This is a genomic window from Streptomyces sp. NPDC050509, assembly GCF_044457965.1.
In the GTDB taxonomy this organism is placed as follows: domain Bacteria; phylum Actinomycetota; class Actinomycetes; order Streptomycetales; family Streptomycetaceae; genus Streptomyces.
In genome coordinates this window covers 523,267-547,620 of sequence record NZ_JBITHL010000002.1, presented here as the reverse complement: position 1 = coordinate 547,620, position 24,354 = coordinate 523,267, and the positions used below count along the sequence as shown (strand labels likewise).

Here is a 24,354-nt window from a genome sequence, read left to right as displayed (position 1 = left end):
GGCATGCCAGATGCACGGTGGGACGCTCCACGCGAAGGTCCACGAAGCGTGAGGGCACACTCCGGGCCCCGGACCGGGCCCGGCTCCGCCGCCCCGCCCGCCGATGAGCCCGCCGACCGCGCGGGCCCCGGCGCGCGCAGGGGCCGTCCGCTCCTCGGAGCCGGCCTGCTGGTGACCGCGGGGCTGCTGGCGCTGGCGGTCTGGGCCAGCCTCGCGTTCGGTTCCGGCGACGCCGCGAGCGGCGATGTGCTGCGGGTCCTGTTCGACCGGGATCTGTCCGACAAGGGGCAGCTCATCATCTGGGAGGAGCGCGTTCCGCGTACGGTCGCCGGGCTGATGACGGGCGTCGCGCTGGGGCTCGCCGGGGCGGTCATGCAGGGCGTGGCGCGTAACCCGCTGGCCGACCCGGGCATTCTCGGTGTCAACGCCGGTGCCTCGGTGGCCGTGGTGGGCGCGATCGGCCTGCTCGGCTTCGGCTCGCCGTCCGCGTACATCTGGTTCGCGCTCCTGGGCGCGTTCGCCGCGACCGTACTGGTCTACAGCGTCGGCTCGCTGGGCCGGGACGGCGCCACACCGGTGAAGCTGGCGCTGGCCGGGGCGGCGACCACTGCCATTCTGGGATCGGTGACCACCGCCATCCTCCTGACGGACCGTCAGATCTTCGACCGGTTCCGGTTCTGGAAGGTCGGTTCGCTCGCCGGCCGGGACGCCGAACTGCTGTGGCAGGCCCTGCCGTTCATCGCGGTGGGCGTGGTGCTCGCGCTGGCGCTGGGGCCGCAGCTCAACGCCCTGTCGCTGGGCGACGACATCGCGCGGGCGCTGGGACAGCGGGTGGGTGCGGCGCGGCTCGTGTCGGCGGCGACGGTGATGCTGCTGTGCGGTACGGCCACCGCGGTCGTCGGTCCCATCGGCTTCGTCGGCCTGGTCGTACCGCACGCGGCCCGGATGTTCACCGGGCCCGACTACCGCTGGATCCTCCCGTACAGCGCGCTGCTGGCGCCCGTGCTGATGCTGGTCTCCGACATCGTGGGGCGGGTGATCGCCCGGCCCGGTGAGGTGCAGGTGGGGATCGTGACCGCGGTCATCGGGGCCGTCCCCTTCGTGATCCTGGTGCGCCGTCGTCATCTGGTGGAGCTGTGAAGGACCTGACCGCTGGAGCCGTCGAGAACCCGCCCGTGCCGGACGGCCGTTCCGACGGCCTTTCCGACGGCCGTTCCGACCGCCGTCCCGGGGAGCAGGCGGACGCGCGGCTGACCGCCGCCGTCGCCGATGTCGTCCGGGCACGGCGCTCCGGGAGGACCCGTTCCGCCGTGGTCTGCGGGACGCTGACCGTCGCCGTACTGGCCGCGTTGTGCGTGTCGCTGGCCGTCGGCGACCTGTTCGTCCCGCTGGACGAGGTGGTCGCGACGCTGGCCGGTGGCGGGAACGGGGGCGCCCGGTTCGTGATCCTCGAACTGCGGCTGCCGCGCGCGCTGATCGGCCTGCTGGTCGGGGCGGCCTTCGGGCTCTCGGGCGCGGTGTTCCAGACGCTGCTGCGCAACCCGCTGGCCAGTCCCGATGTGATCGGGATCAGTTCAGGGGCGGGCGCGGCCGGGGTGCTGGCCAGTGTGGCCTTCGGTGCCAGTGGTTTCGCTCTCTCCGCCAGTGCCCTGCTGGGCGCGCTGGTGACCGCGGCGGCGATCTACGCGCTCGCGTGGCGCGGCGGCGTCGCCGGGTACCGGCTCGTCCTGGTCGGCATCGGGATCGGCACGGCGCTGTCCAGCATGATCTCGCACCTGCTGACGAGTTCGAACCTGTCCGAGGCGCAGAACGCCCTCGCGTGGCTGACGGGCAGTCTCAACGGCCGGTCCTGGAACCAGCTCTGGCCGCTCGTCGTGGCCCTGGCGCTCCTCGTACCACCGACGTTCCTCGCCGCGCGGCCCCTCCGTACCCTGCAACTGGGCGACGAGACCGCGGTGGGGCTCGGCACCCGGGTGGAGCGCGCCCGGCTGGCGCTGATCGTCTGCGCGGTGGCACTGGCCGGGGTGGCGACCGCCGCGGCGGGCCCGGTGGCGTTCGTGGCGTTCGTCTCCGCGCCGATCGCCCGCCGGCTGGTCCCGCGCCGGGGCGCCGCCCTGCTGCCCGCCGCGCTGACCGGGTCGCTGATCGTGCTGGTCGCGGATTTCGCCGCGCAGCATCTGCTGGGTTCCACCCAGTTCCCGGTGGGTGTGGTGACGGGTGTGATCGGCGCGCCCTATCTGCTGTGGCTCCTGGCCCGCGCCAACCGGGCGGGCAGGGGCGGCTGAGTGACACGAGGGAAGGATCTGCACATGAGTGCGGAGCACACACTCCAGGCGCGGGACGTCCGCCTCGGCTACGACGGGCGTGAGGTCGTCGCCGGGCTGAGCGTCGACATACCGCCGGGCCGGATCACGATGATCGTCGGCCCGAACGCCTGCGGGAAGTCGACACTGCTGCGCTCGATGGCCCGGCTCCTGGCGCCCACCGCGGGACGTGTGCTGCTCGACGGGAAGGACATCCAGGCGATGCCCACCAAGGAGGTGGCCTCGGTGCTGGGGATCCTGCCGCAGAGCCCGGTGGCCCCCGACGGCATCACGGTGAGCGATCTGGTGGGCCGGGGCCGCTATCCGCACCAGGGGTGGTTCCGGCGCTGGACGGCCGAGGACGACACGGCGGTGGCGCAGGCGCTGCTGGCGACGGACGTGCTGGAGCTGGCGTCGCGGCCGGTGGACGAACTCTCGGGCGGTCAGCGGCAGCGGGTGTGGATCGCCATGGCGCTGTCGCAGCGTACGGACATCCTGCTGCTGGACGAGCCGACGACGTTCCTCGACATCAGCCACCAGCTCGACGTGCTGGATCTGCTGACCGATCTGAACCGGTCGTACGACTCGACCATCGCGGTGGTGCTGCACGATCTGAACCTGGCCTGCCGGTACGCCGACCATCTCATCGCCATGAAGGACGGGCGGATCGTGGCGGAGGGGGCGCCCGCGGACATCGTGTCGGCGGACCTGGTGACCGAGGTGTTCGGGATGCGCTGTTCCGTCGCCGAGGACCCGGCCTCGCTGACGCCGATGATCGTGCCGATGGGCCGTCACCACATCGCCGGGGCGCCCGTCGAGGAGCCAGTGTCCGGGGAATCCGCCGGGGACCCGGCGGCCGAGCGGTCGGCCCCCGCCCGTACGGAATAACCTGAGGTTAGGCTAACCTAACTTCATGTCATTTCGAAAGAATCTTCGTACTGCCCCGAGACGCCGGTCGCGGCCGGCTGCCCGCGCCCTGTCGGCCGCTCTGACCGCGCTGCTCGTCGGAGCGCTGGCCGCCTGCGGTTCCTCCTCGTCCGACGACACCTCCGGCGGCTCCTCGTCCGCCAAGGGCGACGGCGCCTTCCCCGCCAAGGTCGCGACCAAGTTCGGCGAGGTCACCGTCACCGAGCGCCCCCAGCGCATCGTGGCGCTGGGCTGGGGCGACGCCGAGGCCGCCCTGGCGCTCGGTGTGCAGCCCGTCGGGGCCAGCGACTGGCTGGCGTTCGGCGGCGACGGCGTCGGCCCCTGGGCGAAGGGCCTCTACAAGAAGAGCCCGCAGATCATCGGCACGCTGGAGCCCCAGTTCGAGAAGATCGCGGCGCTCCGGCCCGATCTCATCCTGGACACCAAGTCCAGTGGGGACCAGGGGCGTTACGACACCCTGAGCAAGATCGCCCCGACCATCGGGGTGCCGAAGGGCGGCGACCAGTACAAGATCTCGTGGAGCAAGCAGACCGAGATGATCTCCACGGCGCTCGGCATCCCGGAGAAGGGCGAGCAGCTCATCGCCGGGACCGAGCGCAAGTTCCAGGAATCCGCCGCCGCCCACCCCGAGTTCAAGGGCAAAACGATCACCCTCGGCTCCCGGACCGCCGCCGAGTTCGGCGCGTACGTCCACGGCACCGGCCGCGTCGACTTCGTCGAACGACTCGGTTTCAAGAACAACCCGGCCGTCGACGCCAAGGCCGGCGCGTCGTTCTCCATCCCCGTCAGCCGCGAGAACCTGGATCTGCTGGACGCCGATCTCACGGTGATGGCGCCCATCGGCGTGGACACGAAGAAGATCACCGACGACCCGCTCTACCAGGCCGTTCCCTCCGTCAAGGCGGGCCGCTCGGTGATGCTCGACAACGACACGCTCAGCAACGCGTTCGCGACGGACTCGGTGCTCTCTGTGGCGTACGCGCTGGAGAAGGTCGTCCCGCTGTTCGCCGCTCCCCTCACGTAGTCTCCCTCCCCCGAACGGCCGCGCGTTCATGAGATTTCGATGAACAACCGCGTGGCCGTTCACTTTCCGGGCACGGGCACGGGATGGACAGCACACCTACCGAGACAGCGACGCGCACGGGCCGAGAGGACGGAGCCGCCGAGGAGCAGGCGCGGCACAGACCTGCCGGACCCGGCGGGGGGACGCTGGAGCTGCCCCGGCGCACCGGTCACGGCGGCGCACCGTCGGGGCTCGCGCTCGGGCTCATTCCGGTACGGTCGGACGGCGCGCCCGACCGGGGAGGGCGCGGCTTCCCGGGAGCGCTGCGCCGGGGCGGCCGGGTGCGCGGGGTGGACGGACTGCGGGCGCTGGCCGTGGTGCTGGTCATGGTCTACCACCTCGCTCCCGATCTGCTGCCCGGCGGCGCACTCGGGGTGGACGTCTTCTTCACCATCAGCGGATTCGTGATCACCCGGCTGCTGTTCGCCGAGTTCGCCAGGACGGGCGACGTCGCGATGCGGTCGTTCTACTGGCGGCGCTGGCTGCGGCTGGTCCCGGCGCTGCTCGCCGTCTGCGCGTTCTGCGCCGTGCTGGCGCTGACCACCAGGCTGCCCTCGTTCGACGGCGCGTGGGCGGCGATCGTGCTGGCCGCCACCTTCCTCATCAACATCGTCAGGGCCTCCCAGCCCGGCGTCTACTCCAGTGACACCTCTCTGCTGTCGCACACCTGGTCGCTCGGTGTCGAGGAGCAGTTCTACCTCTTCTGGCCGCCGCTCCTGCTGCTGCTCCTGCGCCGCTTCCGGGCCCGTACGGTGCTGGTCTGCACCGCCGTCGTGTGTCTGCTGCCCCTGGTGTGGCGCGTTGTGCTGTGGAATCCGACCGCCGCACACCGTATCTACAACGGCGTGGACACCCGGGCCGACCAGCTTCTCGCGGGCGCGCTGCTGGCCGTAGTGGTCGCCCTGCTGCCCGCGGGCGATCGGCGGCTCGCGGCGCTGGGGCGGTGGGCGGGACGGCTGGCCTGGCCCGCGTTGGCGCTGCTCGCCCTGATCGTCTGGCAGGTGCCGATGACCGGCGCCACCGCCTGGACCGTGCCCTGGTACACCACCGGGTTCCTGGTGACGGGCATCCTGTCGGCGACGCTGGTCGCGGCGCTGGAGCTGCGTCCCGAATCCTGGCTGTCCCGGTCGCTCTCGCTGGCGCCGCTGGTGTGGATCGGACGCAATCTCAGCTACGGCCTCTATCTGTGGCACTATCCGCTGGCCCGGCTCATGTCGGACCTGGGCCTCGATGCCTGGCAGGGGCTCGCGACGGTCGCGGCCAGTTTCGTGGCGGCCTTCGCCTCGTACCGGCTGATCGAACGGCCGCTCACCCGCCGCAAGTCCACGTAGGGCGTGGTCAGGCCGCCGTGGTCAGCGCCTGGATCCCGTGGAGGTGGGTCATCACGTCCCGCAGGGACCGGCACCGGCTCGGGACCGGCGGCAGGGCCGCGGCGGCCAGCGGGCGGCCCTCCTCCAGCGCGTCGGCCATCGCGGCCAGCGCCTCGGTGACCTCCCGCGCCTCGGCGGCCGTCGGCGCCGGCACGCCCTGTTCGACCCGTACCGCGCAGACGGTCGCGGCCTCGACGATCCGCTCCGTGCGCGCCACCACCGCCAGCCAGTCGTGGCGGTGGGTACGGTGCGGTCCCGGCAGCTCGGCGGCGGCCGTCTCCGCCACGGCCCGCGCCTCGGCGAGCGCGCGGTAGGCGGCGTGCCGCAGCGCGACACCGGCGGCGTCGCCGCCCGTCGGTGCCGGTGTCCCCGTTCCGTACGGCGCCCCCGTGGCGCGCGGCGTGTCGTCGGCGGGCGGTGTGTCCAGTACGTGGCGCAGGTACCGCTCGGTGCAGCGCAGCGCGACCGCGAAGCGGTGCCCGACCCGCAGCCGCGGATCGGTGAGGTGCGGCAGGTGGCCGACGAGCAGCACGATGGCGCAGGCGAGCGCGGTGTCGAGCAGCCGCGCCACGGTCGCCTCGGTGTCCCCCGCCGCGTAGAGGAACGACAGGACGAGCAGGGTGACGACGGCGGTCTGGAAGCCGAAGTGGCGCGTGGCCACCGGGATCAGCGCCCCGCCGGTCACCACCACGGCGATCACCCACCAGGGGCCGCCGAGGCCCGCCGTCGCCGCCGTGAGCAGGATGAAGACGAGCACGCCCGCGGCGGTGCCCGCGACACGGTTCACCACCCGGGAGAAGAGCGGTCCCAGGTCGGGCTTGACCAGGAAGGCGGCGGTGGCGGGCAGCCAGTACCAGTGGTCCTGGTGCAGGCTCAGGGCGACGGCGGTGCTCGCCGCGACGCACAGCGCCACCCGCAGCCCGTTCTCCCGCCGCGCGGGCGCGAACACACGGCCCAGCAGCCGGCGGACGGTGCGCGGTGTGCGGGGCGGGGCGGTTGTCGTCGTGTACGGCAGGGGCTCGGTGTCCGGCTCCGTACGGTCGAAGGCGATCGCGGCGTCCAGCAGCGCGCGGTCGAACGCGCCGCGTTGGACCGTGTCGGAGGCCGGGCTCGGCAGCGCGCCGGGCGCGGCGTCCGCGCGTACGGCCGCGGCCAGCCTGCGGGGGCCCTCGGCCACCTGGGCGGGCAGCGGCCTGCCTTCCCAGAGCAGCGCTATCCCGGCCTCGCAGAGCGCGGTCGCCGCCCCGAGGCGGGTGACGATCCGGTGCGCAGCGGCCGAGCCGCCGGTCCTGGCCGGCCAGGACAGCAGCCGCATCAGGCGCACCGACTCGTCCGCGCGCTGCTGCGCGGCGGTGAGCCGGCGCCTGGCGGCCCCGGCGTCGGGACCGCCCACCGCGCGCAGCACGTCGGCGAGCGCGTCGAAGACGGCGGCGACGGCCTCCCGCTCGCCGTCCCACCGGGCGCCGCGGCGCCGGCTGGGGGCGCGCAGGAGGAACCGGAGCAGCAGCAGCCAGGCGGCGCCGCCGAGGTAGCAGGCCGCCTTGAGCCAGGCGGGGCCCGCCAGCGGCATCCCGGCTCCGATGGACGCGGTGACGAGCAGTTGCATCGCGGCGGCCGACCACACCGGACCGGCGACGCTCAGCGCGCCGGAGAGCCAGCCCACCACGAAGAGGGCAGGCACGGCGGCCCACCGCCCGCCGGTGTCCGCGAGCAGACCGCCGCACAGCACTCCGAAGGCCCCGGCGACGGCGGGCAGACCGATGTGGACGACTCCGGTGCGGCGGGTGCCGGGCCGGTCGTTGACACCGGCGAGCATCGCGCCGAGCGCGGCGAGAACGCCCGGGCCGACCTCTCCGGTCAGCACACCGAGCGCGAGCAGCGGGCCGGCGCTCAGCGCGCCGCGGACCACGGCTGCCCGGGGAACGGGGCCGGAGCGCCACCCCAGCGGGTGGCTGAGCCAGGCGGGCACGGCACGGCGTGCGGAGCGGGGACGGCGCGGGAGGAAGGCGATCACAAGTCTCCTGGGCGACCGGTCGGGGGCGGGTGAGCGGACCGGCGGGCAGCGGCGACCGCACCTCTCCGACCGTAACAGCACACCTGACCGTTCGAGCCGCTGTTCCGTTACGGGCAGATGTCCGTCCGCGCGGCCGTTTGCCTCGACAACGCGCCACACACCTCTCACCGGTCCCACCGCCGGCGCTGTCACCTGCGGTTGCCCGGCAGTGGCCGTGTGACGAGGGAGCCGTGAACTCACCTTCGCACAGGGCGAGTTCGGGCCGTCCGAAATGATGAATGAAGGCCGTTCACACGTTCCCGCCACAACACGACACACCGCAGGGCCTAGGCTGCACCCATGAGGCGGCCGACGGGGGCAACGGCGGCGGCCAGGACGAGAGGGCGACACCATGACATCCACATCCCGTACACCGGGCACCATCGAGGCGACCACGGCGCTTCTCCGCTCGGAACTCCCGCAGTTGGAATCACACCAGCAGACGCTGGAGAAGGAACTGGCCACGGTCACCGAGCGGTTGGAGTCGGTGCGTACCGCACTGGGCGCGCTCCAGGCGCTCTCCCCCGCCCAGGATGCGGCCGAAGCGGTGGCACCGGTGGCCGCACCGGTGGAAGCGGAGCCGGCTCCGCGGCTGGTGGCACAGCGGACCGCGCCGGAGGCCGCACCGGCCGAGGAGACCGCCGTCGAGGAGGTTTCCGACGAGAAGGCGCCCTCCGAGAAGACCTCCGCCCCGGCCCGCGGGAAGGCGCGCGGTACCGCCAAGGCCACGAAGGCCGCGGCCGGTTCGGAGGCCAAGGCGAAGGCGGGGACGGCCGCCAAGGCGCCGAAGGAGACCAAGCGCCGCCCGGCGAAGAAGACCTCGCCGGCCAAGTCCACGAAGGCCGCAGCGAAGAAGACGGCTCCCGCCGCCGAGGACCAGCAGGGCGCCGGACTGACGGACCAGATCCTGGCCATCCTCGCCGCGGCGGGCGGAGACCCGGTGCGCGCCCGTGACGTGGCGGCGCAGTTGGGGCGCGACGGTACGCCCGGCAGCATCAACGCCGTACGGAGCACCCTCGACCGGCTGGTCGGCACCTCGCGCGCCCACCGGGCCGGGCGCGGTCTGTACCAGGCGTCCACCACCTGACGGTCACCGCGTCACACCCGGTGTCCGCCCGTCCACGCCCCCTGGACGGACCGGTGGTGGCTTCCGGCCACCGCCGGTCCGGGCCGGGCCCGCGCGTACCGGCGCGCAGGCCCGGCCCAGCGGTTCATGAGACGGACGTCAGGTGTTCCCGCAGCGCCGCGAGCACCGAGGGGGCCTGCGCGCTGAGATAGAAGTGGCCGCCGGGGAACACCTTCAGGTCGAAGGCGCCCGTGGTGTGCCCGCGCCAGTCCCCGGCCTCCTCCAGTGAGGTCTTCGGGTCGCTGTCGCCGGTGAGAGCGGAGATGGGGGCACGGAGCGTGGCACCCGGTTCGCACCGGTATGTCTCGATGGCCCGGTAGTCACTGCGTATGGCCGGCAGGATCATCCGGAGTATCTCCTCGTCCCCGAGCAGCGCCGTGTTCGTCCCGGACATCGACTTCAGCTCGGCGACGATCCCGTCGTCGCTGCGCCGGTGCACGTCCTCGTCCCGGTGGCGCGACGGGGCGCGCCGTCCCGAGGCGAAGAGGCGGGAGATCTCGCCGCCGTCGGCCTCGAAGCGCCGTGCGACCTCGAAGGCGAGGACGGCGCCCATGCTGTGCCCGAAGAACGTCGTCGGCCGGGCGCGGAGCTGCTCGCGGACCGCGGCGTAGATCCGGTCGGCCATCACCCCGATGTCATCGGGGCTGGTCTCCTTGCGCCGGTCCTGGCGTCCCGGGTACTGCACCGAAAACACCTCGGTCACGGACGAGAGTTGCGCGGAGACCGGGAAGTAGAAGGACGCCGAGCCGCCCGCGTGGGGAAAACAGAAGAGTTGTCCCGGGCTTTCCGGTGCCGGATGGAAGCACCGGATCCAGAGGCTCTCCTCGGTGGACGTCGCCATCGTGTCGCACTCCTCCTGGTACCTGGGGACGGACCGCACCGGTCCAGGCCGCCCGGCGGGGCAGGGCCGTCGTCACTCTACTGCGGGGGTGCGCCGCCCGTCAGCAGGGTCGATCGGCCCGCCCCTCGCCCCGGCGGAGCACCTGCCGGGTACGGGGGCAAGGGCATCGGGCGCCTGAGATCGCGCACTTCTGGGCAGGCTTCCCCGTAATCTCGAAGGGTGAACACACCGGCGCCGGACCGGCGTTCGAGCCCGACCCGGAAGGACAGCACTGTGCCCGACGGAAAACTCCTGGCCGTCAGCGATCTGCACGTCGTGTACGAGGAGAACCGCGCGCTGGTCGAGGACATGCGCCCGGACTCCGACGAGGACTGGCTGATCGTCGCGGGCGACGTGGCCGAGAAGTACGCCGATGTGGCCTGGGCCCTGCGGCTGCTCAGCGAGCGGTTCGCCAAGGTGGTGTGGGCGCCCGGCAATCACGAGCTGTGGACCCACCCGCAGGACCCGTGTGATCTGCGCGGCGAGAAGCGTTATCTGCATCTGGTCGAGCTGTGCGGGGAGTTGGGCATCGCCACGCCCGAGGACCCGTACCCGGTGTGGCGCGGCGCGGGCGGCCCGGTCGCCGTCGCACCGCTGTTCGTGCTCTACGACTACTCGTTCCGGGCCCCTGGCACCTCCACCACGGAGGAGTCGCTGCGCGTGGCCCACGAGGCGGGCGTCGTCTGCACCGACGAGTACTTCCTGCACCCGGACCCCTATCAGGGCAGGGACGCGTGGTGCTGGGCACGTGTCGAGGAGACCGAGCGGCGGCTGTCCGCCGTCGATCCCGGGCTGCGGACGATCCTCGTCAACCACTTCCCGCTGGTACGGGACCCCACCCGTATCCTGCACCACCCGGAGTTCGCACAGTGGTGCGGCACCGAGCGGACCGCCGACTGGCACACACGGTTCCGCGCCGCCGCCGTCGTCTACGGCCATCTGCACATCCCCCGGGTCACCTGGCACGACGGGGTGCGCTTCGAGGAGGTCTCGGTCGGCTATCCGCGCGAGTGGCGCAAGAGGCCGCCGAGGATCCCGCTGCGGGAGATCCTGCCCGTCCCGGACAACCGGAACGCCTGGTGATCGAGGACGTACTGCCCGCCGCGGTCGCCTGCGAGGCGGCGTACGACGACCCCGGGCCGGGGCCCGGCGAGCTGATGTACCCGCAGGAGACGGAGCGGGTCGCACGAGCCGTGCCGAAACGGCAGCGGGAGTTCACGACCGTACGGCTGCTGGCCCGCCGCGCGCTGCTGCGGATCGGGCAGCCACCCGTACCGCTGCTGCCGGGCCCCCGGGGCGCGCCGCGGTGGCCCGACGGGATCGTCGGCAGCATGACGCACTGCGACGGGTACCGCGCCGCCGCCGTGGCGCGGGCGGACGGGACGGCGTCGGTGGGCATCGACGCGGAGCCTGACGCGCCGCTGCCGGACGGGGTGCTGGACCTCATCGGGCTGCCGGACGAGACGGAGCGGATCAAGTTCCTGACGGAGCGGCACCCGGGGACGAGCTGGGACCGGATGCTCTTCAGCGCCAAGGAGAGCGTCTTCAAGGTCTGGTACCCGCTCACCGGGATCGAACTGGACTTCTCCGAGGCGCGGATCGACATCGACCCGGTCGAACGGACCTTCCGCGCCGAGCTGCTGGTGCCGGGTCCGCTGGTCGGTGGCCGGCGGGTCGGGGAATTCCCCGGCCGCTGGATCGCGGAGCGCGGCCTGGTGGTCACCGCGATCCACCTCCCCGCCCCACGGGAGATACGCGAGATACCGGAGATAGGCGAGATACGGACCTGACGGAATGCGGGACGGCTTCCCCGGACGGCGCGGCGCGAAAGCTCCGCGCCGTCCGGCATGTCCCATTGAGCCGAAGATAGATTAATCCTATGGTTGCCACCGGCAACGGACATGCGGAACGGACCGGAGGAAGCAGCGTGGGCACGATGCGGCGACAGAATTCCGGCGACCGGAAAGCCGGGTAGCACGCGGTGAATTCCCACGCCTTCCACGGCAGCATATCCGGCTGATTCCTCCGCCCCGCCCCTCTCGGGCGCGCCTGCCGAATCAGCCATGTGAAGTGGGATGACCATGCTTCAGGTTTCCATTGTCGTACCGTGTTTCAACGAGAGCGAAGTGCTCGGGTCTTTTCACAGCGCTCTGCTCGCCGCCCTCGAACCGACCCGGCAGACCTTCGAGATCTGTTACGTGGACGACGGCAGCACCGACGGGACCAGGCTGCTGCTGAGCGGACTCGCCGGCGCCGACCCCCGGGTCCGCTACACCTCCTTCAGCCGCAACTTCGGCAAGGAGGCGGCCATGCTCGCGGGGCTGCGGATGTCCCGGGGCGACGCGGTGGTCCTGATGGACGCCGACCTCCAGCACCCTCCCGACCTCGTCCCCCGGATGCTGGACCTGCACCGCCACGGCTACGACCAGGTCGTCGCCCAGCGCGACCGCGCGGGCGAGGGCGCCCTGCGCACCGCGCTCAGCCTCGCCTACTACCGGCTGGTGCGCCGCTGCATGGAGGTCGAAGTCGTCGACGGGGCCGGTGACTTCCGGCTGCTCTCGCGCCGCGCGGTGGACAGTGTGCTCTCGCTGCCCGAGTCCAACCGGTTCTCCAAGGGCATCTTCTCGTGGATCGGCTTCGACACGGCGAGCTTCACCTACCGGAATGTGCGCCGGGCCGCCGGAAAGTCGAAATGGGGCGGGCGGAATCTGCTCAACTACGGAATCGACGGGCTGCTCTCCTTCAACAGCCGCCCTCTGCGGCTGGCGATCCACACCGGGCTGTGGCTCTTCCTCTCCGCGCTGGGATACGCCCTGTGGATCATCGGGAATGTGGCGCTGAACGGGGTGGACGCGCCCGGATACACCACGCTGATCACCTCCGTCGTGGCGCTCAGCGGAATCCAGCTCGCGACGCTCGGCATCATCGGTGAGTACGTGGGCCGGATCTATCACGAGGCGAAACACCGTCCGCATTACGTGGTCCGCGAAACGGAACAGTCCCGTATCGGTGAGCAGTCCCGTACCGGTGTCGGACCGAGAAACAGGGCCGCCCTCTAGGCGTGTTTCGAGAGTCCCCTGGACGGCACGGCATCGTTCCCGCTCCTCTACAGCCCCGAAAGGCGGTGGTGCGCATGGCTACGGGCGCGCCGAGCGTCACCCTCCCCGGAGAGCCGGCCGAGCGATCCGTCCCCGGGCCCGAAGGGGCGAACGGGCGGTCCGTACGCGGGTGGACGGCGTACGGACCGCCCGCGCTCGCGGCGCTGCCCCTCGCCCTCCTGGCCATGGCGGCGTGGCTCGGCCGCCATGTCCGCCCCAGCGCGGACGACTGGTGCTTCCTCCCCCAGGTGCGCGACCACGGAGTCACGGGGCTGATCGGGAAGTTCTACGGCACGGACAACGGGCGGCTCGGCAACGGCGTGCTGGTCGGGCTGTACGCGAAGCCGGGCATCGCGGGCCACCAGTGGTTCGCCGCCGTCAGTGCCGTCGTCATACTGGCGCTCCTGTGGGGCGCGCTCCGTACGGTGCTGCGTCTGGCCGGGTGTACGGCGCCGCGCGGTGTCCCGCTGCTCGTGGCGGCCATGACGGCCGTGGTCTTCCTCTTCCCGACGCTCAACATCTACAAGACGTTCTACTGGCCCGCCTCCTCCGTCTCGCACACCGTGGCGCCGGTGCTGGCCTGCGCCGCGGTGATCCCGCTCGCGTGGGCCCGCTCGCACAGCGGCCGGCGCGCCGCCCTGGCCGCCGTGTTCGCCATCGGCTGTTTCCTCGGCACGCTCTCCGAGGAGACCTCGGCGGTCACCCTGGTGGCGCTCGCGGCCGGACTGCTGGTGCGCCACAGGCTCTTCGTCCCCCGCGTACGGTCCTACGCGCGCGCCTGGTGCCTGACCGGGATCGCGGGCGTGGCGACCGGCCTGCTCGTGCTGGTCACCTCCCCGGGGTCGCGGCAGCGGCGTGAGCGGTACGGGGCCAGGACCGGCGACCTGTTCTCGCCCGCGTCGCTGGCGGAGTCGTTCCACGGCTTCCTGGACATCCTGGGCACGGTCCTGACGACATGGCAGTACGTGGGGGCCGTCGCGGCCGGTCTGCTCCTCGGGCTGCTCCTGCGCGGCCGGTCCTCGCGCCCTTCGGTGCTGCTGCCCTGCCGTCCCGGCTTCCTGCTGGCCGTCGGCGCCCTGGCGGTCGTCGTCTCCGGCTACCTCTGCACGGTCCTCACCTATCCGCTCTTCGGCGAGGCCGTGGCACGCGCGGCGCGGACCTGGAACGACTATCTCCTGCTGTACGTCCTGGTGTTGACGGGCGCCGGCGCCCTCCTGGGGCGCGCGCTGCGGCGTGCCGGGTGGCGTACGGGCGCGGTGGCCGCGGCCGGTGCGGCGGTGTGCGCCGCGTGCTGTGCCGGACTGGCCGTCCCCGTCGGCGATCTGGGCCAGGACCTGCGCGTACGGGCGGAGCGGTGGGACCACCAGGACCGGTGGCTGCGGGAGCACGTGGCGCGGGGCGCGCGGGTCCTGCCGTACCACCCCGTGTCGATCAGCGGGATGGGCGAACCGTTCGGCGGCCACCGGCACAGGCCCTGGCCCGCTCGGTGTGTCGCGGCGTACTACCATCTGTCGCGGGTCACGTTCGCGCCGGGCAGGCTGCCGTGACACGGGCGCGTCCGCACGGCGATCGGGCAAGGGCCCTCGTCCCGGCCCGACGTGGATATCCCGGTTCCCGGCCGTGAGGACGTGTGGGATGCTGAGCTTTCCCGCATTTCTCCTTCTTCCCCCCTGAGGCATTATGCGCTGCGTCATCGCCCGCTTTCCCTTCGAACTGACCAAGAGCGAGGTGCAGCAGGCGATGAAGGGCATCAAGCCCGAGCCGATCACCGGCGAATCCGTGGTCATCGGCCGTCGCAGCTACCCCGTCAAGCAGGTGGGCGAGGTGATCACCCGGCAGGACCGCCGCGACTTCACCGCCTTCGAGGTGACGCGCGCGCTGACCCGGCTCGGCTTCACCTGCCAGGCCGTTCCCGCGCCCGTGGCGCCGGCGCCCCTCAGCCCGATGGAGACGGCGTCGGCGCTGCTGGGACCGGCTGCCCAGGACTGACCGGACCACCCCCGTGGGCGGCCGTCCGCGTAGTAGAGTCGGCGCCCATGTCGAAGCCTGATCATCTGCTTGTTGACATCGCCACCACCGTGGAGTCCGAGCAAAGCAATCAGATGTCCCTCACCGTGGTCGTCCAGGGCGCCGTCCTCACGGGCCGCCTGGCACCCGAATCCGTATGGCGGGAGCGCGTGGCGGAGGTCCTGGAGGACTCCGAGCGTCTGGGACCGTTCGCCGCCATCTTCGTCTCCCCCGGCCGGGGCGCCCGCCCGCGTACCCGCAGCGAGCCGCCCACCCATCTGCACTTCCATGTGGCCCGGATCCTCCAGGGGACGCTGGGCATCCCGGAGACCGGTGGCATGTACCGCATCTCCATCAAGGACGTCAGCGCCTGGACGGTGGGGGACGTCAGCTACTCCGACGGCTGAGCGCCCGCGCGGTGCCCCACCGAGCCTCCGTCCGGCCATGACACAGGGGAAGGGCCCCGGTACCTGATGGGTACCGGGGCCCTTCCCGTGCCGGAGCGCCCGCGCTCCGCGCTCCGTCAGGCGGCGTTGTCCCGGGGGGCCCGGCGCTGCGCGGCGGCGGCGCGGGCCGCGGACTGCTCGGCGTTACGGCGCGACTGCGGCGAACGGCCCCGGGCCCGGGCGCGCGACGAGGAGCCGCCGCGCTGCGGACGGTCGGCGGCCGGCGCGCTGATGGTGACGGGGACGCCCGAGGGTGCCTGGGCGCCGGTGATCCGGTGCAGCTCGGCCTCGCCGGAGCGGACCTGGGTGGTCTGCGGGGTGATGCCCGCGTCGGCCATCAGCCGGGTCATCTCACGGCGCTGCCCCGGCAGCACCAGGGTGACGACACTGCCGGACTCCCCCGCGCGGGCCGTACGGCCGCCGCGGTGCAGGTAGTCCTTGTGGTCGCTGGGCGGGTCGACGTTGACGACGAGGTCGAGGTTGTCGACATGGATACCGCGGGCGGCGACGTTGGTGGCCACCAGCACCGTGACATGGCCGGTCTTGAACTGCGCGAGGGTGCGGGTGCGCTGCGGCTGGGACTTGCCGCCGTGCAGCGCGGCGGCGCGTACGCCGCTGTTCAGCAGGTGCTCGGTCAGCCGGTCGACGGCGTGCTTGGTGTCCAGGAACATCAGCACCCGGCCCTCGCGGGCGGCGATCTCCGTGGTGGTGGCGTACTTGTCGGCGCCGTGCACGTGCAGTACGTGGTGTTCCATCGTGGTGACCGCGCCGGCGGACGGGTCGACCGAGTGGACGACCGGGTCGTGCAGGTAGCGGCGGACCAGCAGGTCGACGTTACGGTCCAGGGTCGCCGAGAACAGCATCCGCTGGCCCTCGGTGCGCACCTGGTCCAGCAACTCCGTGACCTGCGGCATGAAGCCCATGTCGGCCATCTGGTCGGCCTCGTCCAGCACGGTGATCGCGACCCGGCCGAGCCAGCAGTCGCCGCGCTCGATGAGGTCCTTGAGCCGCCCGGGCGTGGCCACGACGATCTCGGCGCCGCCGCGCAGCGCGCTGGCCTGCCGGCCGATCGACATGCCGCCGACGACGGTCGCCGTCCGCAGCCGCAGCGACCGGGCGTACGGGGTGAGCGCGTCGGTGACCTGCTGGGCCAGTTCCCGGGTGGGGACGAGGATCAGGGCCAGCGGCTCGCGCGGCTGGGCCCGCTGTCCGGCGGTACGGGCGAGCAGGGCGAGGCCGAAGGCGAGGGTCTTGCCGGATCCGGTACGGCCCCGGCCCAGTACGTCCCGGCCCGCCAGCGAGTTGGGCAGGGTGGCCGCCTGGATCGGGAACGGCTCGGTGACGCCCTGTCCGGTGAGCGTCTTCAGTACCTCGGCGGGCAGGTCCAGCTCGCCGAAGGCGGTCACCGGGGGCAGCGCCGGGGTGATGGTCACGGGGAGCGCGAACTCCCCCTTCGGCGCCGAGGGGCGCCGTCCGTAGCCACCGGAGCGGCCGGGGGCGCCGGAGCGGCCCTGGGATCCGGAGCGGCCTGCGGGCTGGCCGCCGAAGCGGCCGCCCCGCCCGGCGGCGGGGCCACCTGAACGGGTGCGGGAGTAACGGTCGTTCGTGCGCGGTGCGCGGTTCATTCAGAACCTTTCTCGATGGGCACGTTATCGAGAATTCCCGGCAGGAAAACCGCGCGGAGAATCGCAAGAACGAGCCGGATAAATGCAACGTAGCTGGGGCCCGCACCCTTGAGATGCGGGCCCCAGCTACGTCAGATGTTCAACGTCAGGCGGGAACGATGTTCTCGGCCTGCGGGCCCTTCTGGCCCTGCGTGACGTCGAAGTTCACCTTCTGGCCCTCCTGCAGCTCGCGGAAGCCCTGGGTGGCGATGTTCGAGTAGTGGGCGAAGACGTCAGCGCCGCCACCGTCCTGCTCGATGAATCCGAAACCCTTTTCCGCGTTGAACCACTTGACGGTGCCACTGGCCATGTTTGATCTCCTTCGGGGCAATGCCCGGGGGTTCGCACTGTGCGCACCCCACGTCGCCGCGATGATTACCCCGTCCGGAAAATCTCCGGAAATACAAAAGCGCACCCACCGACACATAAAGCCGGTAAGAGCACTTGAAGTCTTTGGGAACCACAACCGCAACTGAGATCAACACTAGCACGGAGTGAGCGTCCGGCACTGCGGCATTTATCACTCCGCCGGTCGCACCACAAATGTTCACCGGGCATCAGGATTATTTCTGCAGCGGCGGCCACAGATATTCAGGAATCGCCCGCAGCGCCCCGGTCGGCGGGGCGCCCGCGCAGCTCCTCGTTGAGCCGCAGCGCCTCGTCGAGCCGGTCCTCCAGGGTGACGATCCGGCAGGCGGCGTCGATCCTCGTCTTCCGTCGCTCGACTCCGACGGGACCCCAGACCGAGTCCGGAACCCATGTCTACTTTCGCTGGCACAGATTTCCTCGCACCGGTGCGGCAGAAATTCACCCGGGACAACGGTGGCGGCGTACCCGGCGGTCGAGAGCCCTTCCGCACGTCCGCGCCTATTTTGGAAGTGTCATGTGCTGGAGCGCGACGGCCGACCTCGTGGCGGGCACCGCGATCACCGCGATCGGGGTGGCCTGTGTGGCCCGCGTGCGCTCGGCCCGTGAGCTGCCGCTCGCCGCGCTGCCGCTGATCCTGGGGGCGCACCAGATCGTCGAGGCGGCCGTGTGGCGGGCCGGCGGGGGCTCCGGTCCCGCGACGCTGGCCTGGGCCGTCGTCGCCCTGCCCCTGCTGGCCGTGTGGGTGCCGCTCGCCGTGCTGGTCGCCGCCCCGCCCGGGGCCCGGCGCCGGCTCGCGGTTCCGCTGGCCGTCGGGCTCACCACGGCGGGCGCCCTCGGCCACGCCCTCACACACCGTACGGTGACCGCCGAGATCCGGGACCACACGGTCGGGTACGTGATCGACCTGCCGTACGCCGTGCCGCTCGTCGTGGGCTATCTGGTCGCCACGGTCGGCGCCCTGCTGCTCGGCGGGGACCGGTGGGTGCGGCTGCTGGGTGTGGTGGTGGCGCTCGGCGCGGTCGTCTGCGCGGCGCTGTGGCGCCTGGAGTACGTCTCCACCTGGTGCGCCCTCGCCGCGGTGGCCTCCGTGGTGCTGCTCGTACGGGGACGGGCGCCGGCCGGGGCGGCGAACCCGGCGAACGACCGGAATCGGCCACCGGGGTGAACACCCCGTGGCGGCGGCCCGTATGACTCTGCAGCACCCGCGCCCGCGCGTGCGGCCCTCTCCGCCAGGGTTCCGTTCCGAGACCCAGAGGATTCAGTCCATGAATGACCCCGTCAACACCTCCCTCCGCGCACTGCCCGACGGAGAGGCCGAACTCCGCCTGGTGGTTCGGCTGGGGTGGGAGGACGTCGCCTCGCTGGGGCAGGAGGCCAGTCGGCTGGCCGCCCAGATGAAGCGTCCCGTCAGCCTGGACGAGGCCGCGAGCCACCGGCTGCGCACCCGGGCCGCCGCGGGTCACGCGAAGCCCGCGCAGGACTGGCCGGTCGCCGGACCGGCCTCCACGGTGTCGTCGCTGACGGCCCGTACCCCCGGTGAGCACGCCCGGCAGGCGATCGAGAAGATCAACGGCTCCGCCGGTGACCAGGCGGCGGCGCAGCGCTCCGTGCCGCCGGGGGTCCAGGCCGCCGTGCCGCCCCCGGCGTCGGCTTGAACGGGATGTCGCCCTGGACCGTCCGGCGACGGAGGGACGGTCCTACCCGTTGGGGGCAGTGTCCGAACTGAAGGTCGCCCGGGCCCGCGTGGCAGGTTCCTCGCGGGCCCTGCCCCTGTCTTCCTAGCATGGCGGGTCAGCGCGGTCGTGGGCCGTTCCGTGCCCGTGAGCGCGATCCCGTCCGGGGAAGAGGAACACCATGGGGCAGCGCGGTTCCGCAGTTCTGGAGTGGCTGGCCGGCCGGCTCAGGCCCTGGCCGCGCCCGACCGTACCGGCTCCCGGCCGTCCGCCCGGGCCTGCCGGGTCGCCCTGCTTCACCGCCGACTTCTCCTCCACGCGGCAGTGGGTCGCCGGCCGGTCCTGGGCGTATCCGGGCGGTGGGCCGACCAATCCGGGCGACAACAAGCTGGACCATCTCGTCACCGATCCGGAGTACAGCCGCGACGGTGTCTTCCGGGCGACCCGCCGCCCCGACGGCGACTGGGACACCGGTCTGCTCACCACGGAGGGCAGCCCCGACGGATTCACGCTGCGCACGGGTGACGTCCTGGAGACCCGGGTGAAGCTGCCCACCGGGCTCGGGGCGTGGCCCGCGATCTGGACCTGGCGGGACGGCGGGAACGAGATCGACGTCTTCGAGTACCACCCCGACAACCCGGGAGTGCTGGAGCTGTCGAACCATGTCAGGGGCGGCGGGCTCGCCTATGCCCATCCCTCGGTCCGGCCGGGCGCGTGGGTGGCCCTGAAGGTCGAGTTCCGGGCCAGGACCGTGGTCTGGTGGGTCAACGGGATCCGGGTCTTCGCGGACGGCACGGGGGTCGGCCGCGACTGGTCGGCCTCGCTGATCGTGAATCTGTCGGTCTCCTCCGGCCGGTACCACCCGGCGCCCGACCCGGTCACGTCCGCCCTCTCGTACCAGGTCGATTTTCTCCGCGTCCACCGCTCCCGCTCCTGAGGCGCCGACATGCGCGGCGCCGCGCCCGGGTGAAGCATGGCTACGGGAGCGTCGAGGACCGCTCCCGCAGGCCGCCAGAACGGAGTGGACCAGAGCCATGCAGGCGTCACCACGTGCCGTGATCGGGGCCCCCTGCTGGGTGAGTCTGATGGCCCGCGACCTCCGCGCGGCCCAGGAGTTCTACGGCGCGGTCCTCGGCTGGACCTTCCGCCACACGGATCTGGGCGACGCGTTCTCCGTGGCGCTCTCCGGCGGCCGGGCCGTCGGGGGGATCGGGGCGCTGGCCCCGAGTCTGCAGGCCGCGGTCGCCTGGACCCCGTACTTCGCCGTGGACGACGCGGACACGGCCGCCGCGCGCATCCGGGAACGGGGCGCGACCGTCGCCGTCGGCCCTCTCGCCATGAGCACGGGGCGCGCCACCCTCGCCGCCGACCCGGACGGCGCCGTGTTCGGCTTCTGGGAGGGCAGGACGGTCGTGGGCTGGTCCGTGGGCCGGGGCGCCGGGCCCGCGCGCCTGGAGCTGCGTACCCGGGACGCCTTCGCGGCGGCCATCTTCTACGCGCAGGTGCTCACCTGGGGCTCCGACGAGCGGCCGAGCTGCGAGGTGCACTACGAGAACGACCAGGTGCTGGTGCGCGACGGTACGCACACGGTCGCCGCGCTGCGCGGCGGGGCCGTCGAGAGCGCGCCCGACCCGCAGATCCGGCCCCGCTGGCACGTCTACTTCCGGGTGGCCGACGTGTCCTGCGCCGCGGCGGCGGCCGCGGCGGCCGGGGGTGGCGTCGTCGCTCCCCCGGCCGTCTCCGACTCGGGCCACGAGGCCACGCTCCGCGACCCCGACGGGGGCCTGTTCACCGTCGTCGCGTGAGGCGGGCGTCCGGTGGCCGCGGAACGCGGCGTCCCCGGAGCGATCGCCCGGGGGACCCCCTTCCGGGACGCGCCCCCGGCTGACAGACTCCTCCCGTGCGTGACTTCGACATGCTTGTCATCGGATCGGGTCCGGGTGGCCAGAAGGCCGCCATCGCCGCCGCGAAGCTGGGTCGCCGGGTCGCCGTCGTGGACCGGCCCCACATGATCGGCGGGGTGTCCCTGCACACCGGGACCGTGCCCTCCAAGACGCTGCGCGAGGCGGTGCTCTATCTCAGCGGGCTGACGCAGCGCGATCTCTACGGCCAGAGCTACCGGCTCAAGGACGAGATCACCGTCGCCGACCTGACCGCGCGCACCCAGCATGTCGTCGGCCTGGAGGTCGACGTCATCCGCAGCCAGCTCGCCAGGAACCAGGTCACCCTGGTCTCCGGCACCGGCCGGTTCGTGGACGACCACACCGTCGCCGTACGGGACGAGGCGGGCCAGGAGCGGCTGCTGACGGCGGATCACCTCGTGATCGCCACCGGAACGCGTCCGGCGCGCCCCGCGAGCGTGGAGTTCGACGACCGTACGGTCATGGACTCCGACAGCGTCCTCAACCTGGAACGGATTCCCCGGTCCATGGTGATCGTCGGCGCCGGTGTGATCGGCATGGAGTACTGCTCGATGTTCGCGGCGCTCGGCAGCAGGATCACGGTGGTCGAACAGCGCGCCGGCATGCTGGACTTCTGCGACGCCGAGGTGGTGGAGGCGCTCAAGTACCGGCTGCGCGATCTCGCCGTGACGTTCCGCTTCGGGGAGACGGTCGCGGCGGTCGAGCGGCACGAGGAGGGCACGCTCACGCTTCTGGAGAGCGGCAAGAAGATCGCCGCCGACGCGGTGATGTACTCGGCGGGACGGCAGGGGCTGACCGAGGCGCTGGATCTCGGCACGGCGGGGCTCTCCGCCGACGGGCGCGGCCGGATACCGGTGGACGAGCACTACCGTACGGCCGTTCCGCACATCTACGCGGTCGGTGACGTCATCGGCTTCCCGGCGCTGGCCGCGACCTCGATGGAGCAGGGCAGGGCCGCCGCGTACCACGCGTGCGAGGAGCCTGTGAACCCGATGCACCACCTCCAGCCGATCGGCATCTACACGATCCCCGAGATCAGCTTCATCGGCCGCACCGAGGATCAACTGACCGAGGAGCGCGTGCCGTTCGAGGTCGGTGTGGCGCGCTACCGGGAGCTGGCCCGCGGCCAGATAGTCGGCGACGCGCACGGCATGCTCAAGCTGCTGGTGTCCCCGGAGGACCGCCGGCTGCTCGGGGTCCACTGCTTCGGCTCGGGCGCCACGGAGCTGATCCACATCGGTCAGGCCGTGATGGGGTGCGGCGGCACCGTCGACTACCTGGTGGACGCGGTGTTCAACTATCCGACGCTCGCGGAGTCGTACAAGGTCGCCGCCCTCGACGTGACGAACAAGATGCGGCTGATCGAGCGCATGAAGCGCTGACGCCACCCACATGGCCGAACCGACCGGCCATGGTCCTGCGCAGACAGCCAGCGGCAGTCAGCGTCAGTCGTTTTCTGTCGGCATCAGTCGGTAACGGTCGATTTATTTTCGTGACCCTCCGTATTCGTTAAGTTACTTCAGAACCGGTCCGACGGGGATACGATCCCCAACAACGTCTGGTGAAGAGGTAGTTCATCTCATGATCAACTGGCATGACCACGGTGAGGCCGACGGCGTCCGCCGCCCCCTGGGCCCGCGCCAGGTCATACCGGCCACGCGCCGCCTTCTCCACCTCCCGTGACCTCCACCGGGTGACCTCGGCCGGACCACGTCTCTCAGCGAACTCAAAGGTTTTCCATGGCACGTTCCCCCGCGCCCCCTTCTCTGCCCCGGGGCAGCTCACCGTGGCTCTGGCCGGCCACCCTCGTGGTCGCGCTCGTGGCCTTCGCCATACCGCTGGTGCCCCTCGCCCGCATGAGCGCCGGAGCGGCCGCGGCGTACGGCGCGGTCGCCGCGCTGCTGTTCGTCGCCCTGGCCGTGCTGCGCGGCCGGCATCGGCGCGCCGAGTACGACGCCTCCCGGTTCCTGGACGAGGCCAGGGAGCGCGAGGCCGAGGCGGTGCGCCGCGAGACCGGCTGGCGCACCCATGTCGAGCAACGCTCCGAGCACCAGGCCGAGCTGGTGAGGGAGGAGGTCGAGCACCTCGTCAACCAACGGCTGCCCGCGGCCCTCACCCGTTCGGAGATTCCCGCGCCGCTGCACGGCGGCGAACAGCTCGGGCGCGCCGTGGGCGACGGGTTCGACCTGCTGCTCTCCTCGGTCACCGGTTCGGTGCAGTACCGCGAGGAGTCCCAGCGGCTGGCCCTGGTGGAGCTGGCGAGCCGGGTACAGACCTCGGCGCACCGGATCCAGGCCGCCGTCACCGGTCTCGCGGACCGCTTCCCCGGCGACGCCGACCTGCTGGAGACCACCATGCGGGTGGACCACGCGGCGACCCAGCAGGCCCGGCACGCGCAGAGCCTCAAGGTGCTCTGCGGCGAATGGCCGGGACAGCAGTGGCAGAAGCCGCTGGCGATGGTGGACGTGGTGCGTGCCGCCTCCGGCCGGATCGTCGCGTATCAGCGGGTGCAGGTGACCGGCGACCCGGACCTCGGGGTCACCCCGTCGATCGTGGAGCCGCTGATCCACCTGCTGGCGGAGCTGCTCGCCAACGCCACCGAGTACTCGCCGCCCCGGACGGCGGTGCCGGTGACCGTACGGACGGTGCAGCGCGGCGCGGTGGTCGAGGTGGACGACGGCGGTCTCGGCATGGACGAGTACCGGCTGGCCGAGGCGCGCGAGATCGTCTCCGGCCGCCGGCTCCTCGGGGTCGGCGAGGTCGGCGAGATCCCGCAGACCGGTTTCGCGGTCGTGGGGCGCTTCGCCGACCGGCACGGCTTCCACGTCGACCTCGGGCCCTCCCCGTACGGCGGGGTCCGCGCGGTGGTGCTGGTCCCCCGGGACGTACTGGAGACGCTTCCCCCCGCCGGTACGGCCGCCGTCCCGCTCGTCCGCAGGAGGCCCGCGGTGTCCGCCGAGGAGGGATCCCCGGCCGCGTCCGGGGCGGTCACGGTCACGGCGGAGCCGGCGCCTTCGGTGTGGGAGGGACGGGACGGAAGTGAGGTGCGCGAGCCCGCCGGGGCGCCCGAACCGGCGACGCTCTCCGCGCCGGTCGCCTCCGCCGAACCGCCCCCGCCCGTACCGCCGGTGGCCGAGGCGACGGCGGACGCCGTGACCCCGTACGTCCAGGAGTCCGTGTGGCGGCCCGCGCCGGAGCGCGCCGCCCTCGTGCAGCGGCTGCCGCAGCGGCGCTCACGGCGCGACGAGTACGCGCCGGTGGAGGCGGGCCCCGTCGCGACCACCCCGCCGGGCACCCCCGAACAGGCGGGCGACTGGATGGAGCAGTTCATCGAGGGCGGCCGGTCCGTGCCGGTTCCCGACCCCGTACCGCATCAGGGCCACTCCGTACCCCACCAGGGCCAGCGAGGCCCTTCGTACCCCACCCCCGATTCACCGGAAGGACTGACGTGAG

General features: G+C 72.3%; 22 protein-coding genes and 1 pseudogene. 18 read left to right on the top strand and 5 right to left on the bottom strand.

All coding sequences use genetic code 11. From position 1 onward, the window contains the following. The first annotated feature begins 3 nt into the window (after nt 1–3). From ACIBJC_RS07760 to ACIBJC_RS07740, 5 genes are all read left to right on the top strand, one after another. On the top strand, nt 4–1,140 hold the full coding sequence (locus tag ACIBJC_RS07760) for a FecCD family ABC transporter permease (protein ID WP_399289291.1): 1,137 nt from the start codon (nt 4–6) through the stop codon (nt 1,138–1,140). Between the two features lie 110 nt (nt 1,141–1,250). Then, the gene (locus ACIBJC_RS07755; RefSeq protein WP_399289832.1) at nt 1,251–2,285 is read left to right on the top strand and encodes a FecCD family ABC transporter permease; all 1,035 of its coding nucleotides are present in this window, start codon (nt 1,251–1,253) and stop codon (nt 2,283–2,285) included. A 24-nt stretch (nt 2,286–2,309) separates the two neighbouring features. Further along, nucleotides 2,310–3,191: an ABC transporter ATP-binding protein gene (locus ACIBJC_RS07750; RefSeq protein ID WP_399289289.1), complete on the top strand. Its 882-nt coding sequence runs from the start codon at nt 2,310–2,312 to the stop codon at nt 3,189–3,191. A 25-nt stretch (nt 3,192–3,216) separates the two neighbouring features. Continuing rightward, a complete protein-coding gene (locus ACIBJC_RS07745; protein ID WP_399289287.1) occupies nt 3,217–4,254 on the top strand; it encodes an iron-siderophore ABC transporter substrate-binding protein in 1,038 nt (345 codons plus the stop codon). An 83-nt stretch (nt 4,255–4,337) separates the two neighbouring features. Next, complete coding sequence (locus ACIBJC_RS07740; RefSeq protein WP_399289285.1) at nt 4,338–5,624, top strand: acyltransferase family protein; 1,287 nt, start codon at nt 4,338–4,340, stop codon at nt 5,622–5,624. A gap of 7 nt (nt 5,625–5,631) precedes the next feature. Here the strand turns inward: ACIBJC_RS07740 and ACIBJC_RS07735 are convergent, their stop codons facing one another. Next, nucleotides 5,632–7,677 (bottom strand): FUSC family protein, encoded by a 2,046-nt coding sequence (locus tag ACIBJC_RS07735; RefSeq protein ID WP_399289283.1) that lies wholly within the window; start codon nt 7,675–7,677, stop codon nt 5,632–5,634. Nucleotides 7,678–8,068: 391 nt separating this feature from the next. On the opposite strand from ACIBJC_RS07735, the gene ACIBJC_RS07730 reads away from it, so the two are divergent. After that, nucleotides 8,069–8,803 carry a hypothetical protein gene (locus ACIBJC_RS07730; protein ID WP_399289281.1) on the top strand — a complete coding sequence of 245 codons (735 nt, stop codon included), beginning with the start codon at nt 8,069–8,071 and terminating at the stop codon, nt 8,801–8,803. Nucleotides 8,804–8,927: 124 nt separating this feature from the next. On the opposite strand, the gene ACIBJC_RS07725 is transcribed toward ACIBJC_RS07730, so the two are convergent. Further along, nucleotides 8,928–9,683: a thioesterase II family protein gene (locus tag ACIBJC_RS07725; RefSeq protein ID WP_399289279.1), complete on the bottom strand. Its 756-nt coding sequence runs from the start codon at nt 9,681–9,683 to the stop codon at nt 8,928–8,930. A gap of 273 nt (nt 9,684–9,956) precedes the next feature. On the opposite strand from ACIBJC_RS07725, the gene ACIBJC_RS07720 reads away from it, so the two are divergent. The 6 genes from ACIBJC_RS07720 (at nt 9,957) to ACIBJC_RS07695 (ending at nt 15,234) form a co-directional block, all read left to right on the top strand. Beyond that, nucleotides 9,957–10,805 (top strand): metallophosphoesterase family protein, encoded by an 849-nt coding sequence (locus ACIBJC_RS07720; RefSeq protein WP_399289277.1) that lies wholly within the window; start codon nt 9,957–9,959, stop codon nt 10,803–10,805. Continuing rightward, complete coding sequence (locus ACIBJC_RS07715) at nt 10,802–11,512, top strand: 4'-phosphopantetheinyl transferase (RefSeq protein ID WP_399289275.1); 711 nt, start codon at nt 10,802–10,804, stop codon at nt 11,510–11,512. Before ACIBJC_RS07720 ends, ACIBJC_RS07715 begins: the two co-directional genes overlap by 4 nt. A gap of 336 nt (nt 11,513–11,848) precedes the next feature. After that, nucleotides 11,849–12,781 carry a glycosyltransferase family 2 protein gene (locus ACIBJC_RS07710; RefSeq protein ID WP_399289273.1) on the top strand — a complete coding sequence of 311 codons (933 nt, stop codon included), beginning with the start codon at nt 11,849–11,851 and terminating at the stop codon, nt 12,779–12,781. Between the two features lie 74 nt (nt 12,782–12,855). Beyond that, a complete protein-coding gene (locus tag ACIBJC_RS07705; RefSeq protein ID WP_399289271.1) occupies nt 12,856–14,367 on the top strand; it encodes a DUF6056 family protein in 1,512 nt (503 codons plus the stop codon). A gap of 133 nt (nt 14,368–14,500) precedes the next feature. Next, the gene (locus tag ACIBJC_RS07700) at nt 14,501–14,809 is read left to right on the top strand and encodes an SCO5918 family protein (protein ID WP_399289269.1); all 309 of its coding nucleotides are present in this window, start codon (nt 14,501–14,503) and stop codon (nt 14,807–14,809) included. A gap of 47 nt (nt 14,810–14,856) precedes the next feature. Then, the gene (locus tag ACIBJC_RS07695; protein ID WP_399289267.1) at nt 14,857–15,234 is read left to right on the top strand and encodes a hypothetical protein; all 378 of its coding nucleotides are present in this window, start codon (nt 14,857–14,859) and stop codon (nt 15,232–15,234) included. A 116-nt stretch (nt 15,235–15,350) separates the two neighbouring features. On the opposite strand, the gene ACIBJC_RS07690 is transcribed toward ACIBJC_RS07695, so the two are convergent. From ACIBJC_RS07690 to ACIBJC_RS07680, 3 genes and pseudogenes are all read right to left on the bottom strand, one after another. Then, nucleotides 15,351–16,898 (bottom strand): DEAD/DEAH box helicase, encoded by a 1,548-nt coding sequence (locus ACIBJC_RS07690; protein WP_399289265.1) that lies wholly within the window; start codon nt 16,896–16,898, stop codon nt 15,351–15,353. Between the two features lie 145 nt (nt 16,899–17,043). Beyond that, nucleotides 17,044–17,247: a cold-shock protein gene (locus ACIBJC_RS07685; RefSeq protein WP_030228921.1), complete on the bottom strand. Its 204-nt coding sequence runs from the start codon at nt 17,245–17,247 to the stop codon at nt 17,044–17,046. Between the two features lie 281 nt (nt 17,248–17,528). Beyond that, a pseudogene (locus ACIBJC_RS07680) lies at nt 17,529–17,648 on the bottom strand (MerR family transcriptional regulator); the annotation flags it as partial. Nucleotides 17,649–17,820: 172 nt separating this feature from the next. On the opposite strand from ACIBJC_RS07680, the gene ACIBJC_RS07675 reads away from it, so the two are divergent. The 6 genes from ACIBJC_RS07675 (at nt 17,821) to ACIBJC_RS07650 (ending at nt 24,353) form a co-directional block, all read left to right on the top strand. Beyond that, entirely contained in the window at nt 17,821–18,471 is a 651-nt protein-coding gene (locus ACIBJC_RS07675) for a DUF6629 family protein (RefSeq protein ID WP_399289263.1), read from the top strand. 100 nt (nt 18,472–18,571) lie between these two features. After that, nucleotides 18,572–18,961 carry a hypothetical protein gene (locus ACIBJC_RS07670; RefSeq protein ID WP_399289261.1) on the top strand — a complete coding sequence of 130 codons (390 nt, stop codon included), beginning with the start codon at nt 18,572–18,574 and terminating at the stop codon, nt 18,959–18,961. Nucleotides 18,962–19,160: 199 nt separating this feature from the next. After that, nucleotides 19,161–19,916 carry a beta-glucanase gene (locus ACIBJC_RS07665; RefSeq protein ID WP_399289259.1) on the top strand — a complete coding sequence of 252 codons (756 nt, stop codon included), beginning with the start codon at nt 19,161–19,163 and terminating at the stop codon, nt 19,914–19,916. Between the two features lie 148 nt (nt 19,917–20,064). Continuing rightward, nucleotides 20,065–20,784 (top strand): VOC family protein, encoded by a 720-nt coding sequence (locus ACIBJC_RS07660; RefSeq protein WP_399289257.1) that lies wholly within the window; start codon nt 20,065–20,067, stop codon nt 20,782–20,784. Nucleotides 20,785–20,894: 110 nt separating this feature from the next. After that, nucleotides 20,895–22,283, top strand: a complete 1,389-nt coding sequence (gene sthA / locus ACIBJC_RS07655) for a Si-specific NAD(P)(+) transhydrogenase (protein WP_399289830.1) — start codon at nt 20,895–20,897, stop codon at nt 22,281–22,283. Nucleotides 22,284–22,640: 357 nt separating this feature from the next. Next, entirely contained in the window at nt 22,641–24,353 is a 1,713-nt protein-coding gene (locus ACIBJC_RS07650; protein ID WP_399289255.1) for an ATP-binding protein, read from the top strand. Nucleotide 24,354: the final 1 nt, after the last annotated feature.